This window comes from Pseudomonas sp. 9Ag (assembly GCF_902506445.1).
In the GTDB taxonomy this organism is placed as follows: Bacteria; Pseudomonadota; Gammaproteobacteria; order Pseudomonadales; family Pseudomonadaceae; genus Stutzerimonas; species Stutzerimonas stutzeri_AB.
Genome location: NZ_LR733836.1, coordinates 4,242,782 through 4,258,629, shown reverse-complemented (window position 1 = coordinate 4,258,629; position 15,848 = coordinate 4,242,782). Strand labels below are relative to the sequence as shown.

The following is a 15,848-nucleotide window of genomic DNA, read 5'->3' as shown; positions in this document are numbered from 1 at the left end:
TAAAAAAGGCGGCTCGGTTGATCCCGGGCCGCCTTCTTTGCGTCTGGACGGTGGGTGTCGGCCGTGCTGTTAGCTCAGCTCACGCCAATGCAGGTAGCAGCGCAGGTCGAACTCGGTCTGCGCGTAACCCGGCATCATGTGCTCGCAGAGCTTGTAGAAGGCGCGGTTGTGATCACTCTCGCGTAAATGCGCCAGCTCGTGCACGACGATCATCTGGAGGAATTCCGGCGCCGCTTCCTTGAACAGCGCGGCGACACGGATTTCTTTTTTGGCCTTGAGCTTGCCGCCTTGCACCCGCGACACCGCGGTGTGCAGACCGAGGGCGCGGTGGGTCAGGTCAAGGCGATTGTCGTAGAGCACCTTGTCGATGTTCGGCGCGCTTTTCAGATGGCTCTGGCGCAGCTGCTGCACATAGCCGTACAGCGCCTTGTCGCTTTGTACCTGGTGGCGTTGCGGGTAGCGGCGCTCGAGGTAGTCGCCCAAGCGTCCTTCGGCGATCAGCTGGAGGATCTGCTGCTGCAGCGACTCGGGGTAGCCGCTCAGGTATTTCAGAGGCGTCATCCGATCAGGTCCTGCGCCGCCAGGCAAAGCTGAGCAGGAACAGCGCCGCGGCCGAGACCACGATGGATGGGCCGGCGGGGGTGTCCTCGTACCAGGACAATGACAAGCCCATGCAGACGGCGAGCAGCCCGATCAGGCTGGCACCCAGGGCCATCTGTTCCGGCGTGCGGGCATGGCGCTGGGCCGCCGCGGCCGGGATGATCAGCAGCGAAGTGATCAGCAGCACCCCGACAATTTTCATCGCCACGGCAATCACCATCGCAATCAACAGCATCAGGGCCAGGCGGATGGCCGCCACCGGCAGGCCTTCGACCTTGGCCAGCTCCTCGTGCACCGTCACCGCCAGCAGGGGCCGCCACAGCGGGATGAGCGCCAGCAGCACCAGCGCGCTGCCGCCCACGATCCAGGCCAGGTCGCTGGGGCTGACCGCCAGCAGATCGCCGAACAGATAGCCCATCAGGTCGATGCGCACATCCTGCATAAAGCTCAGCGACACCAGTCCGAGCGACAGCGTGCTATGGGCGAGGATGCCCAGCAGCGTGTCGGAGGCCAGTGGCTGGCGCTGTTGCAGGGTCACCAGCAGTACCGCCAGCAGCACGCAGCATACGATGACCGCCAGGGTCAGGTTGACCTCCAGCATCAAGCCCAGCGCAACGCCAAGCAGCGCAGAATGCGACAGGGTGTCACCGAAATAGGCCATGCGCCGCCAGACCACGAACGAGCCAAGCGGGCCGGCGACCAGCGCCAGCGCGAGGCCGGCGAGCAGGGCGTTGAGAAGAAAGTCAGGCATCAGTGCTTGCAGTTCGGGCCGTGAATATGGGGTTTGGCGGTAACCACGCTGCCGTGCAGGTCGTGGCTGTGGTCGTGCTGATGGTGATAGACGGCCAGGCTGCGCGCATCCTGGCCGAACAGTTCGACGAACGCCGGGTCAGCGCTGACCTGTTCCGGATGACCGGAGCAGCAGACGTGGCGATTCAGGCAGACCACCTGATCGGTGGCGCTCATTACCAGATGCAGGTCATGGGAGACCATCAATACGCCGCAACCGTAGCGCTCGCGCAGCCGCCCGATCAGTCGGTAGAGCTCGGCCTGGCCGGCCACATCGACACCTTGCACCGGCTCGTCCAGCACCAGCAGCTCCGGCTCACGCAGCAGCGCACGGGCCAGCATCACCCGCTGCATTTCGCCGCCGGAAACCGATTGCAGCGGACTGTCGATGACATGCTCGGCGCCCACTTCCTTGAGTGCCGCCAGTGCCGCGGCGCGGTCCACACCCGGCACCAGGCGCAGGAAGCGCAGCACTGACAGCGGCAGGGTCGGGTCAACGTTCAGCTTCTGCGGCATGTAGCCGACGCGCAGTTTGGGTTTGCGCCAGACCGTGCCGCTGTCCGGCTTGAGCAGGCCGAGCACGGCACGCACCAGGGTGGTCTTGCCGGCGCCGTTGGGGCCGATCAGGGTCACGATCTCGCCACGATGAACCTGCAGCTGAGCGCCTTCGAGCACCGCCTGGTTGGCGAAGCGGACATGAATATCGTCCAGGCGGATCAGCGCTTCGTTCATGCCGCGTTCCTGCAGGATGCGCAGAGGCCGACCACCTCGACCGTCTGGCCTTCGACCTGGAAGCCGACGCTGCGCGCGGCCTGGTCAATGGCCTCGCTGATGGCAGGTTGTTCAAGCTCAATGGCGGTGTGGCAGTTGCGGCAGATCAGAAACTGGCCCTGGTGCGGGTGTTCGGGGTGATTGCAGCCGATGAACGCGTTGAGCGAAGCGATGCGGTGCACCAGCCCGTTCTCGAGCAAAAAATCCAGCGCCCGGTATACCGTGGGCGGCGCGGCGCGGCGGCCGTCCTGCGCCGTCAGCTCGGCGAGGATGTCGTAGGCGCCGAGCGGCTTGTGGCTTTGCCAGACCAGCTCCAGCACACGCTTGCGCAGAGCGGTCAGGCGCACGCCCGAGCGCTCGCACAGGAGGTCGGCTTCGGCCAGTGCATTGCTGACGCAGTGGTGGTGATCGTGGGGCGTGCAGGCCAGCGGAGACTTGGGCATGAGCGAAGACGATGTGGCTGAGAGACGTTATTATGTTACCCATTCAGTTCAATCGAGTGTTGCCCGTGTTTCGTCTTTTTTCGATACCGCTTCTAGTGACCGCCAGTCTTTTCAGCAGCGCCCAGGCCCATGCTGAAATCGAGGTGCTGACCAGCATCAAGCCGCTGCAGCTGATCGCTGCTGCCGTTCAGGACGGCGTTGGCAAGCCCGCCGTTCTGCTGCCGCCGGGTGCCTCGCCTCACCATTATGCGATGCGACCGTCCGACGTACGGCAGCTTCGCAGCGCCGACCTGTTCTACTGGATCGGTCCGGACATGGAGGGCTTTCTCGCGCCGGTGCTGGAGGGCCGCAAGCGGCCGAGCGTGGCGATACAGTCGCTGCCCGGATTGACCCTGCGCCATTTCGGCGAGGCAGCCAGCGAGGATGCCCACGACGAGCATGCATATGATGCGCACGACGATGAGCACGCCGAGCATTCAGAACAGGGCCATGATGAGCATGACGATCACGCTCATGAAGCCACTCACGCTCAGACCGCTGACCACGACGAACACGACCACGCCCATCGTCCCGGCAGCCTGGACGCGCACCTCTGGTTGTTGCCTGCCAATGCGGTAACCATCGCCGAAGGCATGGCGCAGGACATGGTAGAGGCTGATCCGGCCAACGCCGAGCGCTACCGAGCCAACCTGTCCGCATTCAAGCAGCGGCTGGATGCGCTCGATAAGCGGCTCAGCCAGCGCCTGAGCGAAACCCGAAGCAAGCCGTTCTTCGTCTTTCACGAGGCCTTCGATTATTTCGAAGCCGCTTATGGGCTCAAACACGCCGGCGTCTTTAGTGCCGGCGGCGAAGCCCAGCCCGGCGCGCGGCATGTGGCCGCCATGCGTGAGCGCTTGGAGCAGGCCGGTCCGAGCTGCGTGTTCTACGAGCCTCCGGTTCGTCCGCGCCTGGCGGATAGCCTGATCCGTGGATTACCAGTGACGGTCACCGAGCTGGACGCGCTGGGTTATGGCATCGACGCCTCAGCGGGCGGCTACGAGCAGTTGATCGAGGATCTCGGCAGCTCGCTGGCGGAATGTCTGGAATCGCTCTGACCCTCAGCTCGCAGCGCCCAGAGGCCTCGCGCCGGCGGGCGCCTTTGCGGGTCGTCCGTCGGCCGACTTGATGCGCGTCATAGTGCTTCTGGCGCCCGTGGCTATGCTTCGTGCTTTGGTTTCCACTCCATCGACACGAGGATGCGCAGCGCATGGCGAAGACGGACGGGCCCATCGCGGCAGAGACGAAAACCACCCCTGAAATAGCCCTGCAGGTGGCCTCCGAAGACATCTGGGCGCAGAAATACCGGCTAACCCGCAAAGATGGCAGCGCCGTCGACGACAGCGTCGACGACACCTGGCAGCGGGTCGCGCGGGCACTCGCTGATGTCGAACATGCGGAAACCCGCGAGCTCTGGTATCAACAATTTCTCTGGGCGCTGCGCAATGGCGCCATCCCCGCCGGGCGGATCATCTCCAACGCTGGCGCGCAGGACTACAAACCGGCCACCTCGACGATCAATTGCACCGTTTCCGGCACCATTGCCGACTCGATGGACGACATTCTCGGCAAGGTCCATGAGGCTGGCTTGACGCTCAAGGCCGGCTGCGGCATCGGTTACGAATTCAGCACTCTGCGCCCGCGCGGCTCCTTTGTGTCCGGCGCTGGCGCGCATACCAGCGGCCCGCTGTCGTTCATGGATATCTTCGACAAGATGTGCTTTACCGTCAGCTCTGCCGGTGGGCGCCGGGGTGCGCAAATGGGCACCTTTGATGTCGGTCATCCGGACGTGCGCGAATTCATCCGCGCCAAGCGCGAAGACGGCCGCCTGCGGCAGTTCAACCTCAGCTTGCTGATCACCGACGAATTCATGCAGGCGGTAGAAGCCGAGGCGGATTGGCCGTTGATCTTTCCGCTGCACCTGAAGGAAGAAGCCGAGCTGGATCTGGCCGACGCCGATCAGGTGCTGTGGCGCGAATGGCCGAGCCATGACGGCTACATCGTGCGCGATGACGGACTGGTGGCCTGCAAGATCTACGGGCAAGTCAAGGCGCGACATCTGTGGGACATGATCATGGTCTCCACCTACGATTACGCCGAGCCGGGCTTCATCCTTATCGACCGGGTCAACCAGCTGAACAACAACTGGTGGTGCGAAGCGATTCGCGCGACCAACCCCTGCGGCGAGCAACCGCTGCCGCCCTATGGCTCCTGCCTGCTGGGCTCGATCAACCTCACCCATTTCGTCATCGACCCTTTCGGCGCCGACGCGCGCTTCGACTGGGACAAATACCGTGAAGTGGTACGCGTGTTCACCCGCATGCTGGACAACGTGGTGGAGATCAACGGCCTGCCGCTGGCGCAGCAGCGTCACGAAATCGAGAGCAAGCGCCGCCACGGCATGGGTTTCCTCGGGCTCGGCTCGGCACTGACCTTGCTCAAGCTGCGCTATGGCAGCGCCGAAGCCTGCGTGTTCACCGAAGAGGTTGCGCGGGAGATGGCGCTGGTTGGCTGGGAAGTGGCGTTGGATCTGTCCAAGGAAAAGGGGCCGGCGCCGCTGCTCGCGGAAACTTTTGAAGTGACCGCTGAAATGCTGCGCAAGCGCCCGGAAATGGCCAAGGACGGTTACCAGATCGGCGACCAGGTGCCGGGGCGCGTGCTGCACGCCAAATACTCCCGTTACATGCAGAAGCTCGCCGAATACGCGCCGGAGCTGATCGAGGCATTGGCCGAGCAGGGCGCGCGCTTCACCCACCACAGCTCGATCGCGCCCACCGGCACCATCAGCCTGAGCCTTGCCAACAACGCCTCAAACGGTATCGAGCCGAGCTTCGCGCATCATTACTCGCGCAACCTGATCCGCGCCGGGCGCAAGGCCAAGGAAAAGATCGAGGTGTTCAGCTACGAACTGCTGGCCTATCGCACGTTGATCAATTCGCGCGCCAAACCCGGCTCGACCGAGCCGGGCGAGCAGCTGCCTGAGTATTTCATCACCGCCGACGACGTCACCCCGACCCAGCACGTGGACATCCAGGCGGCGGCGCAAAAGTGGGTCGACTCGTCGATATCCAAGACCGCCAACGTGCCCACCGACTATCCGTTCGAGGCCTTCAAGGACATTTACCGCTACGCCTGGCGCCAGGGCCTCAAGGGCTGCACCACCTTCCGCTTCAATCCGGCGGCGTTCCAGGGCGTGCTGGTCAAGGAGGCCGATCTGGAAAAGACCCTGTACCGCTTCATTCTCGAAGACGGCAGCGTGGTCGAGCTGAAAGGCAACGAAGAGGTCGAATATGACGGGGAAGTCAATTCCGCCGCCAACCTGTTCGACGCCCTCAAAGAAGGCTATTACGGCAAATATTGAGCCCCGACTGATAGCCGGGCGGCACCTGTCGTCCGGATGGAGAACCCGCAATGACCGTAAAGATCACTCAGCGCATCAAGGGCTTCAAGGTCGTCGACGAGACCCTCGAGCGGCCTGCCGTCACCGCTGACCAACCCACCGCCAAGGCCAACGTGGTGGAGATGGATGAGAGCCTGCAGCGCCCGGAAACCCTGGTCGGGATGACCTACAAGATCAAGTCGCCGCTGTTCGAACATGCGCTCTACGTCACCGTCAACGACGTCGTGCTCAACGCCGGCACGCCCCACGAGCAGCGCCGGCCGTTCGAGATTTTCATCAACTCGAAGAACATGGACCACTTCCAGTGGATCGTCGCGCTCACCCGAATCATGTCCGCGGTGTTCCGCAAGGGTGGTGATTGCACCTTTCTCGTCGAGGAGCTGAAAGCGGTGTTCGATCCGCGTGGCGGCTACCTGAAGAAAGGCGGCGTCTATATGCCGTCCATCGTGGCGGAGATCGGCGGTGTGCTGGAGCGCCACCTGATCCATATCGGCATGCTCGAAGGGCATGCGCTGGACGAAACCCAGCTCAAGTACCTGGCGGAAAAACGCGCCGCCTACGAGGCCAGCCAGGGTGCGGTCACGGTGGAGCCGGGCGAAGGATTTCCAGCCGGCGCGCAGCTGTGCAGCAAGTGCAACACCCAGGCGGTGGTGCAGATGGATGGCTGCGCTACCTGCCTGAATTGCGGTAATTCCAAGTGCGGCTAAGCCGCTAGGATCGAGCCGGCGGGCGGGGCGCGCCCATCGGCTCAACCCATCTCATCAAGTCACGACGCGGTAGCAGGGCTCGTACGGGCGGCCGCCGGGCAGTTTCATCCGATGCTGTTCGACGAACGCCTGCAACAGCGCGTCCAGCGGCTTCATGATCGACTGGTCGCCGTGTATCTCGTAGCGGCCGAACTGCTCGATACGGCGAATGCCCTTGTCCTTGACGTTGCCCGCGACGATCCCGGAGAAGGCGCGGCGCAGGTTCGCCGCCAGCAAGTGGGGCGGCACATCGCGCGTCAGCTGCAGGCTGGCCATGTTCTCGTGAGTCGGATCGAAGGGGTGCTGGAAGCCATCCTCGATCTTAAGCAGCCAGTTGAAATGGAAGGCATCGTTGCGCTCACGACGGAACTGTTTGACGGCTTTCAGCCCCTCGGACATCTGCCGGGCCACCTCGGTCGGGTTGTCGATGATGATCTGGTACAGCCCCTGGGCTTTCTCCCCGAGCGTGGCACCGACAAATTCGCGAATCTGCTCCAGATAGGGCGCAGCGCTTTCAGGCCCGGTGAGGATGACCGGGAAGGGCACGTCGCGGTTGTCCGGGTGCAGCAGGATGCCCAGCAGGTAGAGGAATTCCTCTGCCGTACCGACCCCGCCGGGGAAAATGATGATGCCGTGGCCGACACGGACGAAGGCTTCCAGGCGCTTTTCGATATCCGGCAGGATCACCAGCTCGTTGACGATCGGGTTCGGTGCCTCGGCGGCGATGATGCCCGGCTCGGTCAGGCCCAGATACCGGCCGCCGACGATGCGCTGCTTGGCATGGGCGATGGTTGCGCCCTTCATCGGACCCTTCATCACGCCAGGGCCGCAGCCGGTGCAAATATTCAGGTTGCGCAGGCCCAACTCGTGGCCGACACGCTTGCTGTACTTGTACTCCTCGGTGCTGATCGAGTGCCCGCCCCAGCACACCACCATGTTGGGCTCGACGCCAGGACGCAGGGTGCGGGCGTTGCGCAACAGGTGGAAGACGTAATCGGTGATGCCCTGGGAACTGCTCAGGTCGATGCGCGGGCTGCCCAGCTCGCTTTCGGTGTAGACGATGTCGCGCAGCGCGCTGAAGAGCATTTCGCGGGTGCTGGCGATCATCTCGCCGTCGACGAAGGCATCGGCCGGTGCGTTGAGCAATTCCAGGCGTACGCCACGATCCTGCTGATGAATGCGAACTTCGAAGTCGTCGTAGGCCTCGAGGATGGTCTTGGCATTATCGATGCGCGTGCCGGTATTGAGGATCGCCAGGGCGCACTGGCGGAACAGCGTGTAAGTGCTGCCACAACCGGCTTCGCTCAGTTGCTGGACTTCCCGTTGGGACAGTGTCTCCAGGCTACCTTTCGGGCTAACCGAGGCATTGATTACATAGCGTGAGGTCATGCTTGTTTTCCCTGAAAGCAATGCGGCCTGGCCGGGACGGGCAGGTGCATCAGGATGTTGAGCGCCGCAGCCCGGGGCAGCGACATATGGAAAGGGCCGTCCGAACGGGCATTGCGCGACTGGGCAGGGATGCTACCGGGCGCAGCGGCTAAACCCGTCGTTGTACGCTGCTCGCTGGAGCTGGCGCTATCAATGCAGGCACAACGGTGCGGCTGGACGGGCAGTACTTGACGTTCAAACGGTGAAAATGTTCCTGACAGCCCCTCCTGGGGCGTGGCTCTGCTCATGCGTACATCCCGTACGGTCGTAGGTATCAGGGGTTTTGACAGCGAGCATGGCTGTTTGATTGCACACGGAGCAAATGGTTTTTCCGTGACGGGCGCCATCAAGGCCTTCAGGTTGCTGCGTTCGTCAAAAGGCAAACGGCAGAGCGCTGTGGCATCGCTGGCGAACCTGCAGCAGCCTGCCGAATTCGTCCGGATCCTTGATCAGAACCGATTGCCCCGCGAACCGCTGGGCGGCGATCAGGCGCGACAGCCAGAACCGCACGCAGGCCACGCGCAGCATCGGTCGCCACAGTTCGGCCTCGGCCGGGGTGAAGCGGCGCAGGCTGGAGTAGGCGGCAAGCAGCGCCTGGCTGCGCTCTTCGTCGAGTTCACCGTTGGGGTGCGAGCACCAGTCGTTCACGGCGATCGCAAGATCGTAGAGCATCGGCCCCGAGCAGGCGTTGTAGAAGTCGATCACGCCGGTCAGGTGGTTACCATCGAAGAGCACGTTGTCACGAAACAGGTCGGCATGCAGGTTGGCCCGCGGCAGGGCCAGAATCTTTGGCTTCAGCTCAGCGATTTCTGCCAGGCCGTCGCGCAGCAGCGGCAGCTGATCCTCACCGAGAGACAGTGCCAGGCTCGGGCCTTCCTGCTGCATCCAGTCCAGGCCGCGGTCGCTGCGGCGTTCCAGTATCTGCTCGCGGGTGGCCAGATGCAGCCGCGCCAGCATCCGACCGACCTCCGCGCAGTGGTGCGGATTGGGTGCGGTGATGTGCTTGCCCGACAGCCTGGGCTGCAGCAGCGCCGGCTTCTCGGCCAGTGAACGCAAGGCGTCGCCGCGATCCGTACGCAGCGCATAGGGCACCGGCAGACCGGCGCGATGCAGCACGTCGAGCAGTTCGATGAAGAACGGCAGGTCCTGGCTCGGGCCGCGTTCGATCAGCGTCAGAACGTACTCGCCCCGCTCCAGGCTGACGAAGAAGTTGCTGTTCTCGCTGCCGGCGGCGATGCCCTCGAAGTCACGCAGGCGCCCCAGCCCGTAAGGCGCCAGAAAGGCTTCGAGTTCTTCGCGTTGCAGGGGCGTGAAAACCGACATGAATGACTTCCGTTAGTGTCTAGGCTGGGTTACCAGCTGAAGATTTCCCAGGCCGGGATCAGCATGTCCGGGCGGTCGGCGCGGATGAAGTTGCTGTCGCCATCGGCACGGACCAGAAAGTACGGCTTGCCGGTCTTGGGCGTGATCTTCACCGCATAGAGGAAGCCGTTGACGCGATACTCCTCGACCGTACGGTCGCCGTCCTGGCGAATCGTGACGTCAGGCTCGCCATCGACCGATTCCTGGGCGAAACCGCTCAGCGGCATCATTGCCAGCAGCCCGGCCAGCAGCAAAGGTTTGAATGTGCGCATGATAACCTTGTCCCTTTGTCGTCAAGTGGTCCTGTGCATTTTAGCTGCGGACCCGTCGAAAAGGTTGATCCTGCTCATGAGCCAAGCGCCCCTCGTTCTGGTGGACGGTTCGTCCTACCTCTACCGCGCCTTCCACGCCCTGCCTCCGCTGACCACCTCTACCGGCAAGCCCACCGGCGCCGTGAAGGGCGTGCTGAACATGCTGTTGTCGTTGCGTCGGCAGTATCCGGACAGCCCCTTCGCGGTGGTTTTCGACGCCAAGGGCCCGACCTTCCGAGACACGCTGTTCGCTGAATACAAGTCCCATCGTCCACCGATGCCCGACGACCTGCGTGGCCAGGTCGAGCCGCTGCATGCCAGTGTGCGTGCGCTGGGTATGCCACTGCTGTGCGTTGAAGGCGTCGAGGCGGACGACGTGATTGGAACACTGGCGCGACAGTGTGCCGCGCTCAAGCGCGACGTGGTCATCTCCACTGGCGACAAGGACATGGCCCAGCTGGTCTGCCCGCACGTCACCCTGGTCAACACCATGACCGGTAGCGTCTATGACATCGAAGGCGTGAAGAACAAGTTCGGCGTCGGCCCGGAGCTGATCATCGACTTCCTCGCGCTGATGGGCGACAAGGTCGACAACATCCCCGGTGTGCCCGGGGTTGGCGAGAAGACCGCGTGCGGCCTGCTCAACGGCATCGAAGGCGGCATCAAAGGGCTCTACGACAATCTCGACAAGGTCTCTGGCCTGCCGATCCGCGGCGCCAAGTCGCTGGCCGCCAAGCTTGAAGAACATCGCGACGCGGCGTTCATGTCCTATGAGCTGGCCACGATCAAGATCGACGTACCGCTGGATGTTCAGGTCGGCGATCTGATGCCGGGCGAGCCGCACCGCGAAGCGCTGATTGCGCTGTACCGCGAGCTGGAGTTCAAGAACTGGCTCGACGATTTGCTACGCGAGGCCAAGGCCGCCGGTGAAGACTGCGAGGTGCAGCCCGAGGGCTGCTCGATCCAGGCCGAAGCCGAATACAGCACCCTTTTCGATCTGGCCGAATTCGACGCCTGGCTCGCACGGCTAAAGGCTGCGGATTGCTTCGCTTTTGACACCGAGACCACCAGTATCGATGCGCAGAAAGCCCAGCTGGTCGGCGTCTCCTTCGCCATTGAAGCAGGCCAGGCCGCCTACGTGCCGCTCGGCCACAGCTACATGGGCGTGCCGCAGCAGCTTGATCGTGACGCGGTGTTGGCCGCGCTCAAGCCGCTGCTCGAAGACCCGGGCAAGCGCAAGATCTGCCAGCACGGCAAATACGACATGAATGTGCTGATGCATTACGGCATCGAGATGCGCGGCATGACGTTCGATACCATGCTCGAATCCTATGTGCTCGACGCCACGGCCACGCGCCACGACATGGACAGCCTGGCGCTCAAGTACCTTGGCCGCGGCACCATCCGTTTCGAAGACATCGCCGGCAAGGGCGCCAAACAGCTGACCTTCGATCAGATTGCGGTCGAGCAGGCTGGTCCTTATGCCGCCGAAGACGCTGATGTCACTCTGCGCCTGCATCAGACCCTGATGAACAAGCTGGAGGCCACGCCTTCGCTGCTCAAGGTCCTGAACGAGATCGAGATGCCACTGGTGCCGGTGCTGGCGCGCATCGAGCGCAACGGCGCGCTGGTCGACGCCAACCTGCTCGGACTGCAGAGCGTCGAGCTGGGCAACAAACTGGTCGAGCTGGAGCGTGAGGCGTTCGACATCGCGGGTGAAGAGTTCAACCTCGGCTCGCCCAAGCAGCTCTGCGCGATTCTCTATGACAAGCTCGGCTGCCCGGTGCTGTCGAAGACCGCAGGCGGTCAGCCGTCTACCGCCGAAAGCGTGCTGGCCGAGCTCGCTGAAAAGGATTACCCCCTGCCGAAGGTGATCATGCAGCACCGCAGCTTGAGCAAGCTCAAGGGCACCTACACCGACAAGCTGCCGCAGCAGATCAACCCGCGCACCGGGCGTATCCACACCAGCTATCACCAGGCCGTGACGGCCACCGGGCGGTTGTCATCGTCCGACCCGAATCTGCAGAACATTCCGATCCGTACGGCCGAGGGCCGGCGTATCCGCCAGGCCTTTATCGCGGCGCCGGGCTACAAGCTGCTGGCAGCCGACTACTCACAGATCGAATTGCGCATCATGGCGCACCTGGCCCAGGATGCTGGCCTCTTGCACGCGTTCCAGAATGACCTGGACGTGCACCGCGCCACGGCGGCGGAAGTGTTCGGTGTCGAACTGGATCAGGTCACCAACGATCAACGCCGTAGCGCCAAGGCGATCAATTTCGGACTGATCTACGGCATGAGCGCTTTCGGCCTGGCCAAGCAAATAGACGTCGGTCGCGGCGAGGCGCAGGCCTACATCGACCGCTATTTTGCTCGCTACCCTGGCGTGCTCGCCTACATGGAGCGCACCCGCACGCAAGCGGCGGAGCAGGGTTTTGTGGAAACGCTGTTTGGCCGTCGGCTGTACTTGCCGGAGATCAATTCGAAGAACGGCGCCATGCGCAAAGGCGCCGAGCGCACCGCCATCAACGCACCGATGCAGGGCACCGCGGCGGACATCATCAAACGCGCCATGATCGCCGTGGATAACTGGCTGCAGGAGAGCGGATTGGATGCGCGTGTGATCCTGCAGGTCCACGATGAACTGGTGCTGGAAGTTCGTGAGGATCTGCTCGAACAGGTGCGCGCGCAGATCCTTCCGTTGATGAGCGGGGCCGCTGAGCTGGATGTGCCGCTGCTGGTCGAAGCCGGGGTGGGCAACAACTGGGACGAAGCGCACTAAGAACAGGCACCAGCGGGCTGCGCTGGAGACTGTCTTACCGGGGCGCCGCTGCATCAGTAGCTGAAGGGCGTTCGCGCTGCACGTTATGGGTGCAGGCGAAAACGTTTGACGAAACTGTCGTTGGGCTAAATGCCCCGTCTTAGAGCGGCTACGCTCCGTTATGGAAATATTTTCCGTTCGGCATTGAACTCATGGATAGAAAGCTCGGTCATAGGCTACGAAGGGTGTAAAAGCCCTTCGATGCTCCTTGTTGTGTTAAGTGTTGGCAGATCTCTGGATACGCCTCTGGCGTTCCGGATTTAAACCTCGAACTTCCCCCTCCCCCAACGAAGTTCGAGGTTTTTTTTGCCTTGAGAAAAGTGCCGGTACGCTGCAGGCGGTTGCTCAACGCTCACGGCTCCAGGCGCGCCCAATGGTCATGCCGACCCGCACTGCTCTTGTACGGGCGAGGGGCACCCAGTAGTTGCTCGCGATCATGGGCGTTGCGCGTCGCCAGATAGTTGCGTCAAGGCAACTGCAGTCCGCCTCCGGCCCTGTGCAGCTCGCGAAGATGTTGGCCGATCTGCGCCAGGTTGGCTTCGACGCCCTCAAGCTCCAGCCGCCGCTCTTCGCCGAGTAACAGCCGCACCTCGGCGTTCAGCGCATCGGTGAGCTGGTTGAGGCGAGCCTGACGTTGGCTGCTTTCAGATTCCAGGCGTTGCCATTCGCTGGCCTGCGGCAACCCGTAGCCGCTTCCGTCCAGCAATTGCGCTGGCTGACTCAGATAACCGCTGTTGGCGAGAATGCCCTGCAGGGTCTCGTCCGCCTTATTCAGCGTCTGGTCGCCCTGTTGGCGGCCGCTCAGGTAGCGGTTCTTCAGTTCTTCCTGAGCCAACAGCAGGTGGCGGCGCAGTGCGGCCTGCTCCACCAACAGCAGCGCCGCGCTGGCGCGCAGGTCGGCCTGCTCGATCCAGGGGCGTCGTGCTTCAGCGCTTAGTTCCAGCCAGGCTTGCACATCGGTTTGCGGCAGGCCCAGGCGTTCGCGAAGCACGGCGAACATGGCCTGGTAACGATCACGGTAGGAATCGAAGCGATACCCCAGGCGCAATGCCTCCTGTGGGTCGTCGAGCACGCTGGCGTCGGCCAGGCCGCGATTGATCAGGATTTCCAGAAGCCCGCTGGGCAGGATGCTGTCGAGGGCGGCGAGTTCGGGGCGGGCGGCGCCGCTCCGCAGCAGCTTGAGGGTTTCGACCGCGCAGTTATTCGACAGGAAGTAATAGTCGCCGTCGTAGCTCCAGTGCATTTCGGCGCTGCGTATCACCAGGTTTTCGATCTCCTCGCGCTGCAGCTTCAGCGGAATCGAGGCGAGGCTGCGCAGTTCGACCTTGGTGTACTCATCAATCACCTGGCCCAGCGGCAGTACGAACAGGCGAGAAGGATAGACGCCAGTGAGGCCGTCCCAGCTCGACAGCTGTACATCGCTGACGAATGCGCGAAAAGACAGCACTAGGTGATGGTCCAGATCCAGGCGGCAGTCCGGCCCGCGCGGGCGGCCTGGCGCGCAGATCACCAGGCGCAGCATGCTGTGGCCCCAGCGGCTGACCCAGGCGTCGTTGGCTTCGGCAAACAGATAGTCGACTTCGTAGACGCGCTCGGGGTCGAGCTCGATCAGCGGGGTGCGCGCGAAGTCATGCCCGGCGTTGAGGATCGGCAAGGCGCTTTTGCAGGCTTCGACCCCGGCGGGCTGCCAGCCGAAATGCTGGCTGAAATAGTGATGCAGCAAAGGGCGACGGCAGGCGTAGCGGGGGTCGAGGAGAAAGTACTCCAGATTCACCGCCACGAATTCCAGCGGGTTGCTCAGCTCGTAGGCATCGGGGCTGCGTGCCTGCTGGGCATTGTCTTGCTCGCGTGCGCCGCGCTGGCCAACGCGTTGTGGCCAGCCGGCCAGATCGAGCAGGCGCGGCTCGTCGCTGAGGGTGAAGCGGCGCTCGGTCTGCCCGCGGCAGCTGTCCGGCAAGCCGACCAGGCCGAGACTGCTGGCGCGCTGTCCACAGAAAGCCTGCTGTCGATGGATTTCCGGCGACCAGAGCTGGGCGCGGTCATAGAGATGAGCCACTTCGTGAATGAGCGTCGCCAGCATTTCCTGACGCACCGTGCCGTGCGGCCGCTCGGTGCGTTGAGCGGCTGCGCTGCCATCGGTGAGTGCCGGCAGCAGGCGCCGGTTGAGCAGCAGCAGGTTGCCTCCGGCGCTGCCATAGACGTCGTGGGTCAGCCCGTCATGCCAGCGGACGCGCACATCTCGGTCGAGACGCTCGAGCATTCGCGGCGGCAACGCGGCCAGCGCTTCGTCCAGCAATTGCTGACTGGCGGCGAGTTCGGCCGGTTGCAGCTCGGCACTATCAAGTGTCAGGCGCAGCTCGGCCTGGCACAGATTAGCGAACGGCATGACCAGAGTGAGCGCAACGCCCAGCCACCGGGCCCGAGATGATTTCACTGAGCGAGGATGGCTTCGGCCAAGGCGAGGTCACTGGCCTGCTGGGCTGCCGGGAAGGCATCACGTAAGCGGCCAAGGGCTGCTTCCAGTCGCGCGCCGCGTATTTCACCGCCGCTGGCGACAAAGCCGGCCGCCTCGTCGCGGGCTTCGCCGACGACTTTCATGTCGCTGATGCGGCTGGTCACGTCGGAGGTGAAGTTGATGCTGCGGTCCAAGGCGTTGACGACGATATTGCTGGTAGCCACCAGCGTCTGCGCCTGAACACCGTCGGCGAAAAGGGCCAGGGGGAAAGATGCGGCGATCAGCTTGAAGTTCATGATCTGTCTCGGGGGAGCGGGGTCGATGGTTGGACGAGAATTGCCTCGGCCAGTTCAAGGTCACCGGCCAGCAGCTGCGGTTGCCGCTCGCGTAACCAGCGCAGTGCAGCGTCCAGGCGAGCGCCTCGGATCTTTCCTTGAGTCGCAACGAATCCGGCCGCGTCGTCGCGAGCGTCGAGTATCAGCTTGTTGTCGAAAGGGGCGCTGGTCACCTGGCTGGCAACGTAACTGGAGGCGACGGTGCCAGCGAGGGTGGTGTCGAAGGCCTGGGCGCCGCCGCAGAAGCAGCAGCTGGCAAGTGCTAGGTAGAGCGAACGCATGCAAATCCTGGAGCCAGAGAAACAGCCGCCAAGGCTAGCGAAACGCCAGCCCCAGGACCAGCGCTGCGCT

The 15,848-nt window shown here is 63.3% G+C and carries 14 protein-coding genes; 4 read left to right on the top strand and 10 right to left on the bottom strand.

The window, feature by feature from the left end; all coding sequences use genetic code 11:
* Positions 1-69: 69 nt before the first annotated feature.
* The 4 genes from ALTERO38_RS19530 to zur are packed head-to-tail and all read right to left on the bottom strand — an operon-like array spanning position 70 to position 2,603.
* Positions 70-561: a M48 family metallopeptidase gene (locus tag ALTERO38_RS19530; protein WP_159969395.1), complete on the bottom strand. Its 492-nt coding sequence runs from the start codon at positions 559-561 to the stop codon at positions 70-72.
* 4 nt (positions 562-565) lie between these two features.
* On the bottom strand, positions 566-1,351 hold the full coding sequence (gene znuB / locus ALTERO38_RS19525; protein WP_159969394.1) for a zinc ABC transporter permease subunit ZnuB: 786 nt from the start codon (positions 1,349-1,351) through the stop codon (positions 566-568).
* Entirely contained in the window at positions 1,351-2,121 is a 771-nt protein-coding gene (gene znuC / locus ALTERO38_RS19520; protein WP_159969393.1) for a zinc ABC transporter ATP-binding protein ZnuC, read from the bottom strand. The genes znuB and znuC overlap by 1 nt, the downstream gene beginning before the upstream one ends.
* A complete protein-coding gene (gene zur, locus ALTERO38_RS19515; protein ID WP_159969392.1) occupies positions 2,118-2,603 on the bottom strand; it encodes a zinc uptake transcriptional repressor Zur in 486 nt (161 codons plus the stop codon). Before zur ends, znuC begins: the two co-directional genes overlap by 4 nt.
* A gap of 65 nt (positions 2,604-2,668) precedes the next feature.
* Between zur and ALTERO38_RS19510 the strand changes: the two genes are divergently transcribed.
* The 3 genes from ALTERO38_RS19510 to ALTERO38_RS19500 all read left to right on the top strand — a co-directional run bounded on the left by ALTERO38_RS19510 (position 2,669) and on the right by ALTERO38_RS19500 (position 6,746).
* Complete coding sequence (locus ALTERO38_RS19510) at positions 2,669-3,697, top strand: zinc ABC transporter substrate-binding protein (protein ID WP_159969391.1); 1,029 nt, start codon at positions 2,669-2,671, stop codon at positions 3,695-3,697.
* Between the two features lie 152 nt (positions 3,698-3,849).
* A complete protein-coding gene (locus ALTERO38_RS19505; protein ID WP_159969390.1) occupies positions 3,850-6,000 on the top strand; it encodes an adenosylcobalamin-dependent ribonucleoside-diphosphate reductase in 2,151 nt (716 codons plus the stop codon).
* A gap of 50 nt (positions 6,001-6,050) precedes the next feature.
* Positions 6,051-6,746, top strand: coding sequence for an NrdJb (locus ALTERO38_RS19500; protein ID WP_102837196.1), 696 nt, complete (start codon positions 6,051-6,053; stop codon positions 6,744-6,746).
* 54 nt (positions 6,747-6,800) lie between these two features.
* On the opposite strand, the gene ppnN is transcribed toward ALTERO38_RS19500, so the two are convergent.
* The 3 genes from ppnN to ALTERO38_RS19485 form a co-directional block, all read right to left on the bottom strand.
* The gene (ppnN, locus tag ALTERO38_RS19495; protein WP_148925803.1) at positions 6,801-8,174 is read right to left on the bottom strand and encodes a nucleotide 5'-monophosphate nucleosidase PpnN; all 1,374 of its coding nucleotides are present in this window, start codon (positions 8,172-8,174) and stop codon (positions 6,801-6,803) included.
* A 411-nt stretch (positions 8,175-8,585) separates the two neighbouring features.
* Positions 8,586-9,536, bottom strand: a complete 951-nt coding sequence (locus ALTERO38_RS19490) for a homoserine kinase (protein WP_159969389.1) — start codon at positions 9,534-9,536, stop codon at positions 8,586-8,588.
* 29 nt (positions 9,537-9,565) lie between these two features.
* Complete coding sequence (locus ALTERO38_RS19485) at positions 9,566-9,847, bottom strand: DUF2782 domain-containing protein (protein WP_102837193.1); 282 nt, start codon at positions 9,845-9,847, stop codon at positions 9,566-9,568.
* 76 nt (positions 9,848-9,923) lie between these two features.
* Here ALTERO38_RS19485 and polA point away from each other — a divergent pair, with 76 nt between their 5' ends.
* Positions 9,924-12,668: a DNA polymerase I gene (gene polA, locus ALTERO38_RS19480; RefSeq protein ID WP_148925805.1), complete on the top strand. Its 2,745-nt coding sequence runs from the start codon at positions 9,924-9,926 to the stop codon at positions 12,666-12,668.
* Positions 12,669-13,173: 505 nt separating this feature from the next.
* Here the strand turns inward: polA and ALTERO38_RS19475 are convergent.
* Genes ALTERO38_RS19475 through ALTERO38_RS19465 form a run of 3 tightly spaced genes read right to left on the bottom strand, consistent with a single transcriptional unit; the run spans position 13,174 to position 15,778 of the window.
* Entirely contained in the window at positions 13,174-15,093 is a 1,920-nt protein-coding gene (locus tag ALTERO38_RS19475) for a DUF4105 domain-containing protein (protein WP_159969388.1), read from the bottom strand.
* Between the two features lie 44 nt (positions 15,094-15,137).
* A complete protein-coding gene (locus ALTERO38_RS19470; RefSeq protein ID WP_159969387.1) occupies positions 15,138-15,458 on the bottom strand; it encodes a DUF2388 domain-containing protein in 321 nt (106 codons plus the stop codon).
* A complete protein-coding gene (locus ALTERO38_RS19465) occupies positions 15,455-15,778 on the bottom strand; it encodes a DUF2388 domain-containing protein (RefSeq protein WP_159969386.1) in 324 nt (107 codons plus the stop codon). Before ALTERO38_RS19465 ends, ALTERO38_RS19470 begins: the two co-directional genes overlap by 4 nt.
* Positions 15,779-15,848 lie beyond the last annotated feature (70 nt).